Source organism: Psychrobacter sp. Pi2-1 (genome assembly GCF_904846645.1).
Classification (GTDB): Bacteria; Pseudomonadota; Gammaproteobacteria; order Pseudomonadales; family Moraxellaceae; genus Psychrobacter.
The window spans coordinates 1-16565 of sequence record NZ_CAJHBO010000010.1 but is presented as its reverse complement, the minus strand read 5'-3'; the positions used below and the strand labels follow the sequence as shown (position 1 = coordinate 16565).

Annotated in this window: 26 protein-coding genes and 1 pseudogene; 21 read left to right on the top strand and 6 right to left on the bottom strand. The window is 40.2% G+C overall.

Annotated features, from left to right (window positions below; genetic code table 11):
- The 21 genes from rpsC to rplQ all read left to right on the top strand — a co-directional run bounded on the left by rpsC (window position 1) and on the right by rplQ (window position 10673).
- Complete coding sequence (gene rpsC / locus JMX91_RS07335; protein ID WP_057758704.1) at window positions 1–723, top strand: 30S ribosomal protein S3; 723 nt, start codon at window positions 1–3, stop codon at window positions 721–723.
- 3 nt (window positions 724–726) lie between these two features.
- Entirely contained in the window at window positions 727–1140 is a 414-nt protein-coding gene (gene rplP / locus JMX91_RS07330; protein WP_025644399.1) for a 50S ribosomal protein L16, read from the top strand.
- Window positions 1140–1337, top strand: coding sequence for a 50S ribosomal protein L29 (rpmC, locus tag JMX91_RS07325; RefSeq protein WP_025644397.1), 198 nt, complete (start codon window positions 1140–1142; stop codon window positions 1335–1337). Before rplP ends, rpmC begins: the two co-directional genes overlap by 1 nt.
- Complete coding sequence (gene rpsQ, locus JMX91_RS07320; RefSeq protein WP_021813375.1) at window positions 1334–1609, top strand: 30S ribosomal protein S17; 276 nt, start codon at window positions 1334–1336, stop codon at window positions 1607–1609. Before rpmC ends, rpsQ begins: the two co-directional genes overlap by 4 nt.
- 183 nt (window positions 1610–1792) lie before the next feature.
- The gene (rplN, locus tag JMX91_RS07315) at window positions 1793–2161 is read left to right on the top strand and encodes a 50S ribosomal protein L14 (protein ID WP_010196702.1); all 369 of its coding nucleotides are present in this window, start codon (window positions 1793–1795) and stop codon (window positions 2159–2161) included.
- Window positions 2162–2169: 8 nt separating this feature from the next.
- Window positions 2170–2487, top strand: coding sequence for a 50S ribosomal protein L24 (rplX, locus tag JMX91_RS07310; protein ID WP_011279796.1), 318 nt, complete (start codon window positions 2170–2172; stop codon window positions 2485–2487).
- A 21-nt stretch (window positions 2488–2508) separates the two neighbouring features.
- Entirely contained in the window at window positions 2509–3045 is a 537-nt protein-coding gene (rplE, locus tag JMX91_RS07305) for a 50S ribosomal protein L5 (protein ID WP_057758706.1), read from the top strand.
- A 12-nt stretch (window positions 3046–3057) separates the two neighbouring features.
- Entirely contained in the window at window positions 3058–3363 is a 306-nt protein-coding gene (rpsN, locus tag JMX91_RS07300; RefSeq protein WP_010196705.1) for a 30S ribosomal protein S14, read from the top strand.
- 11 nt (window positions 3364–3374) lie between these two features.
- Entirely contained in the window at window positions 3375–3773 is a 399-nt protein-coding gene (gene rpsH, locus JMX91_RS07295) for a 30S ribosomal protein S8 (protein ID WP_057758708.1), read from the top strand.
- 176 nt (window positions 3774–3949) lie between these two features.
- On the top strand, window positions 3950–4483 hold the full coding sequence (gene rplF / locus JMX91_RS07290; RefSeq protein ID WP_057758710.1) for a 50S ribosomal protein L6: 534 nt from the start codon (window positions 3950–3952) through the stop codon (window positions 4481–4483).
- Between the two features lie 11 nt (window positions 4484–4494).
- Window positions 4495–4845: a 50S ribosomal protein L18 gene (rplR, locus tag JMX91_RS07285; protein WP_057758713.1), complete on the top strand. Its 351-nt coding sequence runs from the start codon at window positions 4495–4497 to the stop codon at window positions 4843–4845.
- 2 nt (window positions 4846–4847) lie between these two features.
- Window positions 4848–5363 (top strand): 30S ribosomal protein S5, encoded by a 516-nt coding sequence (rpsE, locus tag JMX91_RS07280; RefSeq protein ID WP_057758716.1) that lies wholly within the window; start codon window positions 4848–4850, stop codon window positions 5361–5363.
- A gap of 20 nt (window positions 5364–5383) precedes the next feature.
- Complete coding sequence (rpmD, locus tag JMX91_RS07275; protein ID WP_057758718.1) at window positions 5384–5563, top strand: 50S ribosomal protein L30; 180 nt, start codon at window positions 5384–5386, stop codon at window positions 5561–5563.
- Entirely contained in the window at window positions 5563–6003 is a 441-nt protein-coding gene (rplO, locus tag JMX91_RS07270) for a 50S ribosomal protein L15 (protein ID WP_057758719.1), read from the top strand. The genes rpmD and rplO overlap by 1 nt, the downstream gene beginning before the upstream one ends.
- Window positions 6004–6022: 19 nt before the next feature.
- Window positions 6023–7354 (top strand): preprotein translocase subunit SecY, encoded by a 1332-nt coding sequence (gene secY / locus JMX91_RS07265; RefSeq protein WP_166739245.1) that lies wholly within the window; start codon window positions 6023–6025, stop codon window positions 7352–7354.
- A 31-nt stretch (window positions 7355–7385) separates the two neighbouring features.
- A complete protein-coding gene (gene rpmJ / locus JMX91_RS07260; RefSeq protein ID WP_010196721.1) occupies window positions 7386–7502 on the top strand; it encodes a 50S ribosomal protein L36 in 117 nt (38 codons plus the stop codon).
- A gap of 247 nt (window positions 7503–7749) precedes the next feature.
- Window positions 7750–8106 (top strand): 30S ribosomal protein S13, encoded by a 357-nt coding sequence (gene rpsM, locus JMX91_RS07255; RefSeq protein ID WP_021813384.1) that lies wholly within the window; start codon window positions 7750–7752, stop codon window positions 8104–8106.
- Window positions 8107–8126: 20 nt separating this feature from the next.
- Window positions 8127–8516 (top strand): 30S ribosomal protein S11, encoded by a 390-nt coding sequence (gene rpsK, locus JMX91_RS07250; RefSeq protein WP_045454458.1) that lies wholly within the window; start codon window positions 8127–8129, stop codon window positions 8514–8516.
- A gap of 48 nt (window positions 8517–8564) precedes the next feature.
- Window positions 8565–9206, top strand: a complete 642-nt coding sequence (gene rpsD / locus JMX91_RS07245) for a 30S ribosomal protein S4 (RefSeq protein ID WP_201548323.1) — start codon at window positions 8565–8567, stop codon at window positions 9204–9206.
- Between the two features lie 80 nt (window positions 9207–9286).
- Complete coding sequence (locus JMX91_RS07240; protein WP_021813386.1) at window positions 9287–10294, top strand: DNA-directed RNA polymerase subunit alpha; 1008 nt, start codon at window positions 9287–9289, stop codon at window positions 10292–10294.
- A gap of 19 nt (window positions 10295–10313) precedes the next feature.
- Window positions 10314–10673, top strand: a complete 360-nt coding sequence (gene rplQ / locus JMX91_RS07235; RefSeq protein WP_021813387.1) for a 50S ribosomal protein L17 — start codon at window positions 10314–10316, stop codon at window positions 10671–10673.
- 110 nt (window positions 10674–10783) lie between these two features.
- On the opposite strand, the gene JMX91_RS07230 is transcribed toward rplQ, so the two are convergent.
- The 6 genes and pseudogenes from JMX91_RS07230 to JMX91_RS07205 form a co-directional block, all read right to left on the bottom strand.
- Window positions 10784–11404 carry an L-threonylcarbamoyladenylate synthase gene (locus JMX91_RS07230; RefSeq protein WP_102077934.1) on the bottom strand — a complete coding sequence of 207 codons (621 nt, stop codon included), beginning with the start codon at window positions 11402–11404 and terminating at the stop codon, window positions 10784–10786.
- 232 nt (window positions 11405–11636) lie between these two features.
- Window positions 11637–12008 (bottom strand): annotated as a pseudogene (locus JMX91_RS07225) (elongation factor P hydroxylase); the annotation flags it as partial.
- Window positions 12009–12402: 394 nt separating this feature from the next.
- Window positions 12403–12900: an elongation factor P hydroxylase gene (locus JMX91_RS07220; protein WP_057758727.1), complete on the bottom strand. Its 498-nt coding sequence runs from the start codon at window positions 12898–12900 to the stop codon at window positions 12403–12405.
- A 103-nt stretch (window positions 12901–13003) separates the two neighbouring features.
- Window positions 13004–13423, bottom strand: coding sequence for a hypothetical protein (locus tag JMX91_RS07215; protein ID WP_201548322.1), 420 nt, complete (start codon window positions 13421–13423; stop codon window positions 13004–13006).
- Between the two features lies 1 nt (window position 13424).
- Entirely contained in the window at window positions 13425–15464 is a 2040-nt protein-coding gene (locus tag JMX91_RS07210; protein WP_057758731.1) for a hypothetical protein, read from the bottom strand.
- Window positions 15461–16402, bottom strand: a complete 942-nt coding sequence (locus JMX91_RS07205; RefSeq protein WP_201548320.1) for a hypothetical protein — start codon at window positions 16400–16402, stop codon at window positions 15461–15463. The genes JMX91_RS07210 and JMX91_RS07205 overlap by 4 nt, the downstream gene beginning before the upstream one ends.
- Window positions 16403–16565 lie beyond the last annotated feature (163 nt).

Sequence of the window (16565 nt, the reverse complement as noted above, 5' to 3'; positions counted from 1 at the left end):
ATGGGTCAAAAAGTACATCCAATCGGAATTCGTCTTGGTGTTGTAAAAAAGCATAACGCAAACTGGTATGCTAACCCTAAACAATACTCAGAATACCTAATCAACGACATTCAAGTTCGTGAATATCTACGCAAAAAGCTAGACAACGCTATGATCAGCAACATCATGATCGAGCGTCCTACTGGCGCTGCTAAGATTACCATCGCCACTGCGCGTCCTGGTATTGTTATCGGTAAGAAAGGCGAAGATATCGAAAGACTTCAAAAAGAATTGACCAAAATTATGGGCGTACCTGCTCAGGTCAACATTGAAGAAATCACGTCACCTGACCTTGATGCACGTTTGGTAGCAGACGGCATCGGTAGCCAGCTTGAGCGTCGTGTTATGTTCCGTCGTGCGATGAAACGCGCGGTACAGAACAGCATGCGCTCTGGTGCTAAAGGTATCAAGGTTGAGCTGTCTGGCCGTCTAGGCGGTGCTGAGATTGCTCGTAGTGAATGGTACCGTGAAGGTCGTGTGCCATTGCATACACTCCGTGCTGATATTGACTACTCGTCAATTCGTGCAGAGACAACTTACGGCACCATCGGTGTTAAAGTTTGGATTTTCCGTGGCGAAATCCTTGACGGTATGAACAGTGTATATAATCCCGTCAAAGAAGAGCAGACTCGTGCGCCAAAACGCCGTGGTCGTGGAAATCGTCGAAACTCAGACAGAGGTTAAACTATGTTACAGCCAAAACGTACCAAGTTTCGTAAAATGCACAAAGGTCGTAACACTGGGCTAGCTCATCGTGGAAGCACCGTTGCATTCGGACAAATTGGTCTAAAATCATTGACGCGTGGTCGTATGACAGCTCGTCAAATCGAAGCAGCACGTCGTACCATCACTCGTAAAATTAAGCGTGGCGGTAAGATTTGGATTCGTGTATTCCCTGACAAACCAATTACCAACAAACCATTAGAAGTACGTATGGGTAAAGGTAAAGGTCCAGTAGAATATTGGGTATGCGAAATCAAACCTGGTAAAGTGCTATATGAAATTGAAGGGGTATCTGAAGAGCTTGCTCGTGATGCATTAACGCTCGCTGCAGCAAAATTGCCCTTTAAAACTACCATTGTTAAGCGGACGATAATGTAATGAAGATCAGTGAATTACGTGATAAATCATTAGAAGAACTGACCCAGTTACTTGATGAAAAGCAACTTGATGCTTTCCGTATTCGTATGGCTAAAGCAACTGGTCAGTTGGGTAATACCCATGAAGTTAGAGCCAATCGTCGCACGATTGCCCAGCTTCAGACTTTGATTAACGAGAAACAACGAGGCGACTCATGAGCGATAACAATCAAACAGCTACCAATGCTAGCGTATTGACAGGACGAGTTGTCAGCGACAAGATGGACAAGTCCATCACAGTTTTGATTGAGCGTCTGGTTCGTCATCCTTTGTATGGCAAGCAGCTTCGTCGTTCTACGAAAATCAAAGCTCATGATGAGAATAACGTTTGCCAACAAGGCGACCTTGTCCGCATCAAAGAAACGCGTCCAATCTCAAAAACTAAGTCTTGGACTTTAGTTGATGTGGTTGAAAAAGTAGAAAAAATCTAAGTAAATTGCATTAAAAGCCAGAAGCTGTTAAAATAGCCGCCTTTTTAAGGATGCTGATTGCGCCGAGCGTATATCACTCACATTAAGAGTAAGTCGCGGTTATTTATATTAAAATGCCGTCCTACTCATTCTGTGCTAGCGGCAGCAACTGGTTTTTATTGCTCATACGTGTGGAGTAACGCTATGATTCAGGTTGAGTCAATGCTGGAAGTTGCAGACAATAGCGGTGCAAGGCGAGTTCAGTGCATTAAAGTACTGGGTGGTTCTCATCGTCGTTATGCATCAGTTGGCGACATTATTAAAGTAACGGTTAAAGAAGCCATTCCTCGTGGTCGTGTTAAAAAAGGCGACGTGATGAATGCAGTAGTTGTACGTACCAAAAAAGGCGTTCGTCGTCCAGATGGTTCTGTGTTACGTTTTGACGATAATGCTGCGGTATTGTTGAACCAAAACAAAGCGCCGATTGCAACTCGTATTTTTGGACCGGTAACTCGTGAACTACGTGGTGATCAGTTTATGAAAATTGTATCACTAGCACCAGAAGTATTGTGAGGTAATCCATGTCAAAATTACGTAAAGGCGATACAGTTATCGTGATTGCTGGGAAAGACAAAGGCAAACAAGGTACTGTACAAGCTGTAAAAAACGATCGTATTAAAGTTGAAGGCATTAATATTGTTACTAAACATCAGAAGCCAAATCAGGCAACTGGCGTTGAAGGTGGCATTCTTAAGCAAGAAGCTTTTCTGCATATCTCAAATGTCGCAATCTTAAATGCGCAAACCCAAAAAGCAGACCGTATTACTTATCAGTTTGGCGAAGACGGCAAGAAACAACGCGTCTATCGTTCAAACGGTGAAGTAGTGGCGACTGCGTAAGACACTAAGGGTGTAATGGTAATGGCAAGATTAAAATCTTTATATAACGATAAATTAAAGCAGCAAATCAAAGAAGATCTTGGTTTGGACAATGTGATGCAAGTGCCTAAAATCACTAAAATCACACTTAACATGGGTGTAGGCGGCGCGTCTCAAGACAAGAAATTGTTGGAAGGTGCTGTAGCTGATATGACTGCGATTGCTGGTCAAAAACCTGTTGTCACCAAAGCGCGTAAATCAGTTGCTGGCTTTAAGATTCGTGAAGAATGGCCAATTGGCTGTAAAGTAACGCTACGCGGTGAGCAAATGTACGAATTTTTAGATCGTCTCGTTGCCATTGCAATTCCTCGTATTCGTGATTTCCGCGGTTTTTCACCTAAAGCCTTTGACGGACGTGGTAACTACTCATTGGGTATCAAAGAACAAATCGTATTCCCAGAAGTAGATTTTGACAAGATTGATCGTATCCGTGGTATGGATGTGACAATCACCACGTCAGCTCAATCTGATGAAGAAGGTCGTGCGTTGCTTAAAGCATTCGGCTTCCCATTTAAATAAGGTAAAGACGTTATGGCAAAGAAGAGCATGATTAACCGCGAATTAAAGCGCGAAAAAATGGTTGCTAAATATGCTGAAAAGCGTATCAAGCTAAAAGAAACTATCAGTGATATGACTGCAAGTGACGAAACTCGTATGGAAGCGATGTTAGAGCTACAAGCTCTTCCACGCAACTCATCACCAGTACGTCTGCGTAATCGTTGTGCTATCACCGGTCGTCCTCACGGTTACTTCCGCAAGTTTGGCTTGTCACGCAATATGCTGCGTGAGCGTGTCATGCAAGGCGATGTGCCTGGTGTTCGTAAAGCAAGCTGGTAAGGAGTAACTATATGAGTATGCAAGATACCGTTGGGGATATGCTAACCCGTATCCGTAACGCACAAATGGCTAACAAAGTATCGGTAGCAATGCCGAGCTCTAAATTACGTAAATCAATTGCTGATTTGCTAGTTAGCGAAGGTTATGTGGCAAGCGCCGTTGTTACTGAGCAAGAAAACAACAAAGCAACCCTTACTATTGAATTGAAATACTTCGAAGGCCGTGCTGTCATCGAAACTATTCAACGTTATAGCCGTCCTGGTTTACGCCAGTTCCGCGGTAAAGACGAAATCCCTACTGTTAAGCAAGGTATGGGTGTTGCTATCGTATCTACTAGCCAAGGTATCATGAGCGATCGTGCTGCACGCGCTGCTGGTATCGGTGGTGAAATCGTCGCATTTGTAGCGTAAGCTATACGACGATGAAGTCTATTTGATGGTTGTTAGGCTTCTATTGATTGAGTAATATTAAATTATTTTGAATTGATAGATGTCTAACACAGTCAACTATGCTAAACTAACACGCTTTTTAGCCTGTTAGTTTTTTCGCTAATATAAAGAAGTTAAATTTTTTAAGGAATATTCCTATGTCTCGTGTGGCTAAAGCCCCAGTGACGCTGCCAAACGGCGTAAGCGTTACTTTGAACGATCGGCAGGTCGAAGTTAAAGGCAAGAACGGTTCTATGTCTTTACGCCTGCATGAATTGGTCGAGCTGAAACAGGAAGATGATGCTATCATTTTCTCACCTACAGTCGATTCAAAAGAAGCTATGATGCACACTGGCACCATGCGCGCTCTTGTTAACAACTATGTTACTGGCGTAAATGAAGGCTTTGAAAGACGTCTTCAGTTGATTGGTGTTGGTTATCGCGCGCAAGTTACTGGTAACAAGGTAACCTTGAACGTTGGTTATTCTCATCCAGTAGAGTATACGTTACCTGAAGGTGTATCAGCTGAAACACCAACGCAAACTGAAATTGTTTTGAAATCAAACAATAAACAGCAGCTTGGTCAAGCAGCCGCCAACATCCGTGGTTTCCGCCCACCTGAGCCTTATAAAGGTAAAGGTATTCGTTATAGTGACGAGCATGTGATTCGCAAAGAAGCTAAGAAAAAATAAGGTGAGTTGAAATGTTTGATAAAAAAGCAGCTCGTCTGCGTCGAGCTAAGAAAACACGCGCGCATATCCGTTTCTTAGGCGTTCATCGCTTAACGGTTAACCGCACGTCAAAACATATTTATGCCCAGATTATCTCTCCAAATGGTGGTGAAGTGATTGCTCAGGCATCTACCTTAGACAGCAGCTTGCGTTCAGGCGCGACTGGTAATGCTGATTCAGCAACGTCTGTAGGCCAAATGATCGCAGAACGCGCAAAAGCAGCTGGCATTACTAAAGTTGCCTTTGACCGTAGTGGTTTCAAATATCATGGTCGAGTTAAAGCTTTAGCAGAAGCTGCTCGCGAAAACGGATTGGAGTTTTAATCATGGCTAGAAATGATAAAAATGATAAAAATGAACAGACTGACGGTCTAGTAGAACGCTTAGTTACCGTTGATCGCGTAGCGAAAGTTGTTAAAGGTGGTCGTATTTTCTCTTTCACTGCATTGACTGTAGTGGGCGATGGCAATGGTCGTGTAGGTTTTGGTCGCGGTAAAGCACGTGAAGTGCCAGCTGCTATCCAAAAAGCACTAGAAGCTGCCAAACGTAATATGATTACTGTTGAGCTAAATGATGCAACTTTGCATCATCCAATCAAAGCACGTCATGGTGCTAGTAAAGTCTACATGCAACCTGCATCTGAAGGTACTGGCGTAATCGCTGGTGGCGCAATGCGTGCTGTATTAGAAGTTGCTGGTGTCAAAGATGTTTTGACTAAATGTTATGGTTCTACCAATACTGCTAACGTTGTTCGCGCAACGTTTAACGGTTTACGTGATATGTCAACTCCAGAGAAGATGGCAGCTAAACGTGGTAAATCTGTAGACGAAATCTTGGGTTAACTTAGACTAGGTGAGTTACGATGAAAAAAATGAAAGTCACTCAATTTAAATCGGGTGCCCATCGCCTAAAGAGCCACAAAGCGAGCTTGAAAGGATTGGGTTTACGCCGTATTAATCATACTGTAGTAGTAGAAGATACTCCTTCGACTCGTGGTATGGTCAATCGCGTTAACTACATGGTAAAAGTGGAGGAAGCGTAATGGGTCTTAGATTAAATGAATTATCACCAGGTGTTGGCGCAAAGAAAACTGCCCAACGTCGTGGTCGTGGTATCGGTTCAGGTCTTGGTAAGACTGGTGGTCGTGGTGTAAAAGGTCAGAAATCTCGTTCAGGTTCTAGCATTCGCTCAGGATTTGAAGGTGGTCAGATGCCTTTATATCGCCGTCTACCAAAATTTGGTTTTACCAGTAAACTGGCTATGAAGACTGCTGAAGTACGTCTTTCTGAACTGAATAAAATTGAAGGCGATGTAGTTAGCCTTGAAACACTTAAAGCTGCTAACCTTATCCGTCACGATATGAAACGTGCTCGTGTAATGCTATCAGGCGAAGTCACTAAAGCTTATACTTTCAAAGGTATTAAAGTGACTAAAGGTGCTAAGCAAGCTATCGAAGCTGCTGGTGGTAGCATCGAGGAGTAGTAACGTGTCAAAACAATCAATGTCATCGGCTGGTATACCGCTTAATCCATTCGCATTTATACGTAAGTATGATGAGTTATGGACGCGTTTATTATTTTTAATCGGCGCATTGATTGTTTATCGTTTAGGGTCACATATTCCAGTTCCGGGTATCAACCCAGTTAACTTGGCTGATCTGTTTTCGCGCAACGAAAACACCATTTTGAGCATGTTTAATATGTTCTCAGGTGGTGCGCTAGAGCGTATGTCTATCATGGCACTTGGCATTATGCCATATATCTCAGCATCGATTATCGTACAGATGATGTCTGCAGTATTGCCATCGCTTGAAGCCCTCAAAAAAGAAGGTGAAGCGGGACGACGCAAGCTAAACAAGTATACCCGTCAGGGAACACTTGCTTTAGCACTAGTACAGTCATTAGGAATGTGTGCCGGCTTAATCAGCCAAAACCTTACTTTATCTACTGGTCTTACCTTTTATATTCCAGCTGTTACTTCTTTAGTAGCAGGCGCAATGTTCTTAATGTGGCTTGGTGAGCAGATTACAGAGCGCGGCGTAGGTAATGGTATTTCAATGCTCATTTTTGCGAGTATTGTGGCTGGTACGCCAGGTATGATTTCGCAGTCTATTGAACAGGTCAATCAAGGTCAGATGAACTTGATTGTGCTATTTATTTTTGTACTGCTAGGTATCGCGGTTACTGCGGGTATCGTTTATATTGAACGTGCTCAACGCCGTGTTCCTGTGAACTATGCACAAAAACAGCAACAAGGCCGCAAAATTTATGCTCAGCAGCAATCACATTTGCCGCTTAAGCTAAATATGGCAGGGGTTATCCCCGCTATTTTTGCCAGTTCTTTGTTATTGTTTCCTGCAAGTTTAGGGCAGTGGGTTGGTCAATCGACTGATCCTACCTTTGTACAGAAAATACTTCAAAATATGGCATTGGTACTGTCTCCAGGACAGCCGCTATATTTAGTACTGTTTGGCGCAATGATTATCTTCTTCTGTTATTTTTATACGGCATTGGTATTTAGTCCGCGTGAAGTAGCAGAGAACCTTAAACGTAGTGGTGCGTATATCCCAGGTATTCGCCCAGGACAACAAACTCAGCGTTACCTCGATCATGTATTAAACCGACTGACCTTTATTGGCGCGATGTATATGACGGTTATTTGTTTAATGCCAATGGTCGTCCAGTCATCGTTTGGTGTGCCGTTTCAACTCGGTGGTACGTCTTTACTGATTATGGTGGTTGTGGTAATGGACTTCATCTCGCAGATTCAAGCGCATTTGATGACCCATCAATATCATGATCAGACGTTAATTCAATCGCCCACTCAACCTTAAATGAGCGGTACGATATTTCAAGGAGCATGCTATGAAAGTTCAAGCATCAGTTAAAAAGATTTGTGGTAGCTGTAAAGTTGTGCGCCGTAAAGGCCGTGTACATATTATTTGTACAGCAGAACCTCGCCACAAGCAACGTCAAGGTTAATCTTTAGTATTAGAAAACGTTTAGTTTTCACTGCTAATTAAATTAATACTTGAAAAATAACGGCGGATGCGATATCATCCGCCACTTGCCGTGTTTATACAAAATCTTTTATAATAGAATCGATGAGTAGACTTATAGTCAAAACATCGATAATGACTATAGAAGCTCTAGTATTAACAGCAACAAATCTGAAGAGTAAAGCCTTATCGCTAGATAACGCTTATTTTTCTTTAATGGAGAGAAATCAATGGCTCGTATTGCCGGCGTAAACATTCCGGATAATAAGCATGCTGTTATTTCACTAACTTACATCTTTGGTGTAGGTCGTACCACTGCTCAGAAAATCTTAGAAGCAGTTGGCATCGCCCCTACTACTAAAGTCAGTCAGTTAGATGATACACAGTTAGATGCTATCCGTGCACAAGTTGCAAACTACATGACTGAAGGTGACCTTCGTCGTGAAGTTTCAATGAATATTAAGCGTTTAGTTGATCTTGGTTGTTACCGTGGCATCCGCCATCGTCGTAACCTACCAGTTAGAGGTCAGAACACCAAGAACAACGCTCGTACTCGCAAGGGTCCGACACGTCCTCTCAAAAGATAATTAACTTAGGAAGCTAAAAGATGGCAAAAGACACTCGTAGTCGCAAAAAGGTGACTCGTCGTTCAGTATCGGAGGGCATCGCCCATATCCATGCGTCTTTTAATAACACCATTGTTACGATTACCGATCGTCAAGGTAATGCATTGGCTTGGGCCACTTCAGGTGGACAAGGCTTCCGTGGTTCACGTAAATCTACACCATTTGCAGCTCAGGTTGCAGCTGAAGTCGCTGGTAAAGCGGCTCAAGAATATGGTGTTAAGAATATCGACGTTTTGGTCAAAGGACCAGGACCGGGTCGTGAGTCTGCGGTAAGAGCACTAGGTGCATTGGGTTATAAAGTTAACAGCATCTCTGATGTAACCCCAATCCCACACAATGGTTGCCGTGCGCCGAAAAAGCGCCGCGTCTAATATTAAAGACGAAGCTTTTTATCCCAAAAGCTTATAGGAGACATAACAATGGCCCGTTATATTGGACCAAAACTTAAATTATCACGTCGTGAAGGCACTGACTTAAGTCTTAAGTCTGGCGTTAAACCGTATGACGTAAAAACGAAGAAAGCTGGTCGTCCACCAGGTCAACACGGTGTAAGCCGTAACAAGACCTCAGAATATGCTCTACAGTTGCGTGAAAAGCAAAAAGTTAAGCGTATCTACGGTGTATTAGAGCGTCAGTTTGCTAATTACTATAAAGAAGCTGCTCGTAAGCGCGGTGCTACTGGTGAAAACTTGTTAGCTATGCTTGAGAGTCGTCTAGATAACGTTGTATATCGCATGGGCTTTGGCTCAACTCGCGCAGAAGCACGTCAGCTAGTCAGTCATCGTACTGTTATGGTAAAAAAAGCTGGCCGTGATGAGTTTGTTCGTGTGAATATTCCTTCAATTCAGCTTCAAGATGGTGATGTCATCGCTATCCAAGAGAAATCTCGCGAACAGCTACGTATTAAAAACGCTATCGAATTAGCGACACAACGTGGTATTCCAGAATGGCTTGATGTTGACCACAGCAAACTACAAGGCACGTTTAAACATGCGCCTGATCGTATTGATCTACCTGCTGAAATCAACGAAAGCTTGATCGTTGAGCTATACTCTAAGTAATGACGTAATGCTCAATGTTATGAAAATGGCATTGAGCAATTAACGTTAATTAAACCAGTTTAATAAATCGAGGTGACATCATGATGCTAAATGCAACTGAGTTTCTAACGCCGAATGCCATTAATGTGGATACGGTTAACGAAACGATTGCGAAAGTCACGCTCGAACCGTTAGAACGCGGCTTTGGGCATACCCTAGGTAATGCTCTACGTCGCATCTTGTTATCTTCATTACCTGGTGCTGCAGTCATTGAAGCTGAGATTGATGGTGTTGACCATGAATACTCAACGCTTGAAGGCCTGCAAGAAGACGTACTTGATTTGCTTTTGAACCTAAAAGGCTTAGCAATTACGCTTCATGACCAAAATGAAGTATTTTTGACCTTGGATAAACAAGGTCCAGGCACTATTACTGCTGCAGACATCGCGTTGCCGCACAATGTTGACATCATCAATCCAGAATTGGTCTTGGGTACATTGAGCGATCGTGGTCATCTTAAGATGCGTTTGCGTGTAGTGATGGGTCGTGGATATGAGCCAGCAAACCAGCGCCGTGAAGATGGTGATACTAAAGCAATTGGACGCTTAAAGCTTGATGCAAGTTTTAGTCCTGTGCTTCGTGTTGCTTATCAGGTTGAGAACGCTCGTGTAGAGCAGCGTACTGATCTTGATCGTCTTATCATTGAGCTTGAAACTAATGGCACTATAGATCCAGAAGAAGCAATTCGTAAAGCAGCCACTATTTTACAACAACAGATTTCTATCTTTGTTGACCTAGAAGCTGAAGAAGCGCCTGAGCCTGTGAAAGAGAAAGAAGAGGTTGATCCGGTGCTATTACGCCCTGTGGACGATCTTGAACTAACGGTTCGCTCAGCCAACTGCTTGAAAGCTGAAAACATTTACTATATCGGTGATTTGGTACAGCGTTCAGAGACTGAACTTCTAAAAACCCCAAATCTTGGTAAGAAATCATTGACAGAAATCAAGGACGTATTAGCGTCTAAAGATTTAGAGCTCGGTATGCGCCTAGATAACTGGCCACCAGCTGATTTACGTGTTGATGATCGCTTTTCTTATCGTAGCCGTTAAACTTTAAGGATTTTTGACTATGCGCCATCGTAAGAGTGGAGTCAAGCTGGGTCGTACCGGCAGTCATCGTAAGGCAATGTTTCAGAACATGACTAACTCATTATTTGAGCATGAACTGATCAAAACAACTTTACCAAAAGCTAAAGAACTACGTCGCGTTGCCGAGCCATTGATCACTATGGCTAAAGAAGACAGCGTTGCTAACCGTCGTTTAGCATTCAGCCGTATGCGTAGCAAAGCTATGGTAGGCAAATTATTTGGCACGTTAGGTCCTCGTTACCAGACGCGTCCAGGTGGTTATTTGCGTATCGTAAAATGCGGTTACCGTGATGGTGACAATGCGCCAATGGCTTATGTAGAATTGGTTGATCGTGACTAGTTTTACACCTAAGACATATTCCATAAAAAAGCTCCAATTCAATTGGAGCTTTTTTTTGTCTTAAATTTGACTAAATATACTAGTAGCTGTTTAAAGCAATAATTAGCTGTTTAAAGTAATAACGAATCGACATTGGCCGCACCTTGCCTGATAACTTCAGGAACGCTGCTAGTCATATCCACGATAGTAGTAAGCTTGGTTGTCTTTATACCTGCATTGATGAGACCGTCGATTTGATTGCCTAGCAAATCTTCAATCTCAAATGGGTCATCCAAAATATCGTCTCGATTAGGCAAAATCAGTGAGCTGGTTAAGATAGGTTCATCCATCGCTTCTAATAATGCTTGAGCAATGGGGTTACTAGGTACACGAATACCAATGGTTTTTTTCTTTGCATGCGCCAGTTTTTTCGGTACGTCTTTGGTGGCAGTAAGAATAAAAGTAATTGGGGCAGGGGTGTGGGCTTTCAGCTGTTTAAATTGCACATTATCAACTGTTGCATAATTGGCAATTTCGCTTAGGTCGCGGCACAGCAAGGTAAATTGATGCTTATCATCGAGTTCACGGATTTGCTTAAGCTTAGCTAGGGCATCCTTTGCACCCAAACGGCAACCAAAAGCGTAACTGGTATCAGTTGGGTAAATGATTAATTGATCTCTGCGCAATAGGTCAGCGGCTTGCTCAATGAGACGTGGCTGCGGATTATCGGGATGAATATAGAAGACTTCCATATTGGTTCCTTATTTTATAATTATTGGTTTTTAATTGAGACAAATTTTTCATTAATTAGATTTAGTTCAATTACTAGATATATTAGAAAAACTATTCTAGAACTAAAGCAGATCGATATCTTCAAAATACCACTTCAGTTATCAGTATAGCTCAAAGTAGATATAAGTTTAGTGGCAAGGCGTTACCAACCGTAGAAAATCGTTAATAAGTAGGAATACTTAGTAATTTAAACTAAGCGCTGATCTCAGATGAAGAAGTGCAAGCGCTAAGTAACGCAATCAGCAAAGTCTTAGCGTCACGCGGCAGAGTATTAGGTTTGGCTATATAGCTTTGGACTTGCTGATAGACATCACTAGCAAATGTGCTACTACTGGTGTCGAAGTCGGCAAACAAATTATCTTGTGAGACTTGGAAGTTTCGTCCACACGCCAAGGTAAATAGACACTCTAATGCTTGAGGTTTGATTTCTACACGCTCAAATGCCTGCTGCTGCGCCGCTGATCGTCCATCTGGAGCATACCAGTAGCCAAAGTCAGATAGTTGTCTACGAGTGTCACCAGCTACACACCAATGACTGATTTCTAGTAAACTCTTAACTATAAATGTACATTACTAAGTTATTGATTGATAAAGAAGTAATTGTAATGATGTAAAATCAGCTTCTTGATAAAAAAATGTACAATATTCCTCATAAAAGGAGATATTGTACATTAAGTGAGTCATTGGAATTATCACTTTTCAAAGCACTAAGAAGCTTATATTAGCCGTGTATATACAATCGAGACATATCAATATTTTATTTTTGATGAATAGATCGGGACTTTTTGTTGGTTCTTCTCTTAGTAGATATTCTTTGTTTTTTCAATAAAATTGGGAAGGCTAGAATATTTACTATAGTTATCATCGGCTGAATAGTAGCCTGATGAATATACTTCACATGACTGCTTTGAAATTTTAAAATTAAGTAAGTATGAATTTGCAATATGTAGTTAATAAACTAATTATCCCTTAACGTAGAAAAATCTGTATGCATTAATGTTTCTAAAGCTATTCTAGCCGTAGGAGGAGGATTCGTAATCATCTCTTGATAATTAACTTCTAAGTTTTTTAGAAACACCTCTGATATCGGTCGACCTGAAAAATCATCAAAGCTAGGTGAAAAATGTATACCTATAGCTTCACACATAGCCTTTTCTAAGCCTTGAGGTCTTGCTTCAACCAATTGAAATAGCTCTTGCTCTTCACTTGTTCTACCACATTCAGTATACCAGTAACCATAGTCATCTAATTTGCGTCGTTTTTGCCCTGCCAAACAGTAATGAGCAATTTCATGTAATAGGCTTCTTGGGTAGTTTTCTTTAAAAAAGATCTTCGCATTTGTATCTGCTTTTGGCGCTTCATAGTAGGGTTCATCTACTCCACCAATTATGGTTAGAGTAGGAAAAAGATGTTCAAATAAAATTTTTAGTTTGTTACACAAATGATCGTCATTCATAGGAATACTTTTAAGGCATCTTAATAGCCGTAATATGAGAAATAAAGCTTTAGAGAGGCTTTATTCATAGATTGTATTTGAGCTAAACAGGAACAAGATTAAGCTATTTATTAGATCTTTTCACTAATCTTATATGTGGAGAATCTGCTAACTCTCTTTGAAGTTCAAAATTCTGTCTTAGAATGTTAAGATAATCTTGCATTATAATGTCATATTCTTCTTTTATCATGTCGTATTTCAAATTAGCTTTGATTTTGAGCTCTTTTTCATGTTTTAACTTAGTAGAAGTATTAGGTTTTTCTTGAGCACGATTTTTGCGTTCTTCTTCCACTTTTGTTATTGCTTCGCAAAGTTCTGGATATCTCTCATTACGGACATACCCTTTTCCTTTACCTGCCTCTCTACCTACAGCGTCTCTAGTAAACTTAAACCGTGATGACTTTGTATTGACAATTTTGGCTGTACCATCTTGTAGACGATTCAAAGCATCCCAATAAGCCTGTTCTGCCTGGCTAGTTTTCATGTTATTTCTCTTGATTTACTTCTAATACTGAAAGAAGACTGTCTATTTTTTTAATACTCACTTCGTATTCATGATGAACACGCTTTGGAATATCTAAAGTGAGTTGAGACTTATAAAAATCTTTAGTTTGTAGCAAAATACTTTTGGATTCTGGTGAAAACACCGCATTTTCACAGCTAATACAAGCAGATGCCAATACACCAGCACCTTTATCACAAGGTTTAATAGACATACATCCGCCAACTAAAGTAGATCGATAACGAATTTTGCCATTTTTGACTGCTTTCTTAGTACTATTTCTATTATCTAAGAACTTAGGAAGCTTATTCTCTACTTTTCTTTTTTGTAGATTTTTACCAGCTGCACCAGTTAGTGTCACCCTGCTATCTAACAATTCATGCAAATTATCTGACTCTACTCTTGCTTGGGCCTCCTGCCATTCCTTTTGCATAGCTTTGACTTCAGGGCCGTTGCCTAAAATATTTATCGCTCTAGAGTTTGAGTCCGTGTAATAGACTGTCATCATCATGCTTATATGTTTTAGCTGGGATTTAAGAGTAGGATATGAAACATAACCACTAGAAGCAGCATACACGGCTAAGGAGCGTCTAAACTGATGAAAGCCTAAAGGCCAAGGCTTACCTAATTTAATATTATTAGATATTTCATCGCCGTATAAAAATTGACTGACTTCCTTTAAGTCTTGTTCTGAAATTAATAAGTGCTCTGATGACATTATTTTTTGAATGAGGTTGCTATTTAAGGCAGTTGTTGCATAATCAAAATGCGGATGAGGCTTTCCAGATTTCCCATTTTCAATTGAAAAAAACAACGGTAACTTACTCTCATCTTCTGCCACCTGACTCTTATTAGCAGACCAGTTCAAAGCTCCTTGAGTGATAAATTTAGCTGCTTCAAAAGCTTCTTCAACAATTGAACCTGTTACCCATTTTGTAAATCTTGGTACTCCATTACTTTCCAATTTTGTTGTAGTTGACCATACTACAGGTATATTCCCAGTATCGGAATGAATATGTCTTAGCCCGTTGAAAGGGATAGATAGTAATTCATTTTTACGCATACCTGTAAACGCAGCTATAACAAAAGCGCTTTTCATCTGTATTTGACCTAAGCTGATTGTTAAACTTAACCAATTAGCATTCTTGATGATGTTTAAATCTGTTAATTCTGCTAAAATCTTAGTTAGCTTTGTATCTGTCTTCAAAGCAGTTTGCCAATAAAATCTGATTAAGCTTTTTTGTGATTTAGTAAGCTTACTCATAGGTACACTCTGATCTAATCTTAATGCTTCATCTCTTACTTTAGTACGTGCAGAAAAAACATATGAGATCTGCTCAGCGTGCTTATTAAAAACCTGCAAACTTTCAATGGTATCTTTTAGCAGGTTCTGATAAATACGTGAAGGAATGATCATGGTTTGAAGACTTTGAGAAGTCTCAGGGAAAGATTTTCTAGTCTTTCTTAGTTTGCTTGAAAATTCTTTTGAAGGTTGCATGTTACACCAAAAATTACTTTGATTTAAAACAGATGCTGTATCAATAAATCTTTGTATCTTGCCTAAATGCAAACCTATTTGTTTCTCCGTCGAACTATTAGTTACTAGGAAGTCGATTGCACTACTGTCAGTAAATATATTATTAAAGTCAATATTATTGTTTACACAGTAACTAATTAGGAAGGATATAGCGACTATATCACTATTCAATTTTGACATAGAACATCCATTCATCTCACAATTCCAATTGAGAGTAAATACCTTCAAAAACTTAACTGCTGATTTGAATTTTTTGCCGTCGGTATTAATAGATGAGGATAGGTTCCGAATTTTAGTTCTAAAATTAATAGTTCTATGTGAATTGCTAGTAGCACTATAGTCCCAAATATCATCAGAGAATAATGATAAAGCATCTCCACTCTTGGAAAGCGTTACAATCAAACCAGATGATGGGTTTTCGATTAGGTCTTTAGATATTGGTTGTATCTCTTTAACGAGGGGTTCACGCATCATTGTCTTGGTCATAAACTTAAGCTTTTTCTGTTAGATTCTGAGGCTACAGTGAGAAAATTTATATGCTCATCCCAATACTCATTATAAATTTGCATTTTTATTTTTTGTTCAGCATCATCAACGAGTTCAATTACTCTATTATCTTTTCCTTTAAGAATATTGATAATCTCGTCAATTCTAAATAGTGATGGTTCTATAGAGAGAAGATGATATTCAGGATCATCACGAATCATAGAAGACTTTAGTAGAGCCTCCTTCAAACTTAATAGTTTATGTATATCTTCAAAATCTATATGAATTGCAAAAAATTCACAGAACAAACAACTTTCAAATGTAGCACAGGAAGGGTTGGGGGCTTCATTATTAAAGCCCAATGCCTTAACAGGATCATTATCTGATAGGTTAGAACAAGATCCTGCTGGTATTTTCTCCGTATCATAGTTAGTTGAAGTCTTGATAGATATAGTTTGTTCATTAGTTCGATTAGACCTAAGAACTGCGGTAATCATTTTTTCGTGATAATGATTCATCTCTATTGCTTGAGACTCAATATCGATCGAAGTGTAAGATTTAGCTACTGTAGTTAAAGAGTTATTCAACTTCCTAGCTACTAATGACAAATTTCCTTTAGAATGTTTTATGTAGTATTCCGCACATAGGTTTCTAATGTCTCTAGCAGTAACCCTTTTAACCCCTTTAAAAAGTGGAGTATTGTCGTCAATAGAACTGACAGAGCTACGTGCAAAACGCTTTAATTGACGATGTTCTCCAATACGCATAAACAAGTATTCTTGACAGTCTCCAGGAAGATGAAGGTTATCAACCCACTCTCTAAGTTTCAAATACTGTATGAGATAACGTTTTAAGTGAGAAGGAGCGGAAAATTCAATCTGTCTACCTGCTCGATATTTATGTTTTTTAGCAAAAGTTGATAAGCCAAGGTTTTCCAAATTTAAATCAGATATTTTCAAATCAAGTGTGGGTTGTATAGTCAGTTCAAAATAAAATTGTTATGGTTAGGACAAATATCATAAAACAATTTGGATAAGTCGTTTTCCATCCAGCCTTGGCGTAGAAACTTAGCCTGTGCCCATTTCTTTTCGATGGGGTTCA

Bases quoted from the DNA above. Each gene is read 5' to 3' on its own strand.
- rpsC (WP_057758704.1), top strand. From the start codon at position 1: ATGGGTCAAAAAGTACATCCAATCGGAATTCGTCTTGGTGTTGTAAAA.
- rplP (WP_025644399.1), top strand. From the start codon at position 727: ATGTTACAGCCAAAACGTACCAAGTTTCGTAAAATGCACAAAGGTCGT.
- rpmC (WP_025644397.1), top strand. From the start codon at position 1,140: ATGAAGATCAGTGAATTACGTGATAAATCATTAGAAGAACTGACCCAG.
- rpsQ (WP_021813375.1), top strand. From the start codon at position 1,334: ATGAGCGATAACAATCAAACAGCTACCAATGCTAGCGTATTGACAGGA.
- rplN (WP_010196702.1), top strand. From the start codon at position 1,793: ATGATTCAGGTTGAGTCAATGCTGGAAGTTGCAGACAATAGCGGTGCA.
- rplX (WP_011279796.1), top strand. From the start codon at position 2,170: ATGTCAAAATTACGTAAAGGCGATACAGTTATCGTGATTGCTGGGAAA.
- rplE (WP_057758706.1), top strand. From the start codon at position 2,509: ATGGCAAGATTAAAATCTTTATATAACGATAAATTAAAGCAGCAAATC.
- rpsN (WP_010196705.1), top strand. From the start codon at position 3,058: ATGGCAAAGAAGAGCATGATTAACCGCGAATTAAAGCGCGAAAAAATG.
- rpsH (WP_057758708.1), top strand. From the start codon at position 3,375: ATGAGTATGCAAGATACCGTTGGGGATATGCTAACCCGTATCCGTAAC.
- rplF (WP_057758710.1), top strand. From the start codon at position 3,950: ATGTCTCGTGTGGCTAAAGCCCCAGTGACGCTGCCAAACGGCGTAAGC.
- rplR (WP_057758713.1), top strand. From the start codon at position 4,495: ATGTTTGATAAAAAAGCAGCTCGTCTGCGTCGAGCTAAGAAAACACGC.
- rpsE (WP_057758716.1), top strand. From the start codon at position 4,848: ATGGCTAGAAATGATAAAAATGATAAAAATGAACAGACTGACGGTCTA.
- rpmD (WP_057758718.1), top strand. From the start codon at position 5,384: ATGAAAAAAATGAAAGTCACTCAATTTAAATCGGGTGCCCATCGCCTA.
- rplO (WP_057758719.1), top strand. From the start codon at position 5,563: ATGGGTCTTAGATTAAATGAATTATCACCAGGTGTTGGCGCAAAGAAA.
- secY (WP_166739245.1), top strand. From the start codon at position 6,023: ATGTCATCGGCTGGTATACCGCTTAATCCATTCGCATTTATACGTAAG.
- rpmJ (WP_010196721.1), top strand. From the start codon at position 7,386: ATGAAAGTTCAAGCATCAGTTAAAAAGATTTGTGGTAGCTGTAAAGTT.
- rpsM (WP_021813384.1), top strand. From the start codon at position 7,750: ATGGCTCGTATTGCCGGCGTAAACATTCCGGATAATAAGCATGCTGTT.
- rpsK (WP_045454458.1), top strand. From the start codon at position 8,127: ATGGCAAAAGACACTCGTAGTCGCAAAAAGGTGACTCGTCGTTCAGTA.
- rpsD (WP_201548323.1), top strand. From the start codon at position 8,565: ATGGCCCGTTATATTGGACCAAAACTTAAATTATCACGTCGTGAAGGC.
- JMX91_RS07240 (WP_021813386.1), top strand. From the start codon at position 9,287: ATGATGCTAAATGCAACTGAGTTTCTAACGCCGAATGCCATTAATGTG.
- rplQ (WP_021813387.1), top strand. From the start codon at position 10,314: ATGCGCCATCGTAAGAGTGGAGTCAAGCTGGGTCGTACCGGCAGTCAT.
- JMX91_RS07230 (WP_102077934.1), bottom strand. From the start codon at position 11,404: ATGGAAGTCTTCTATATTCATCCCGATAATCCGCAGCCACGTCTCATT.
- JMX91_RS07220 (WP_057758727.1), bottom strand. From the start codon at position 12,900: ATGAATGACGATCATTTGTGTAACAAACTAAAAATTTTATTTGAACAT.
- JMX91_RS07215 (WP_201548322.1), bottom strand. From the start codon at position 13,423: ATGAAAACTAGCCAGGCAGAACAGGCTTATTGGGATGCTTTGAATCGT.
- JMX91_RS07210 (WP_057758731.1), bottom strand. From the start codon at position 15,464: ATGACCAAGACAATGATGCGTGAACCCCTCGTTAAAGAGATACAACCA.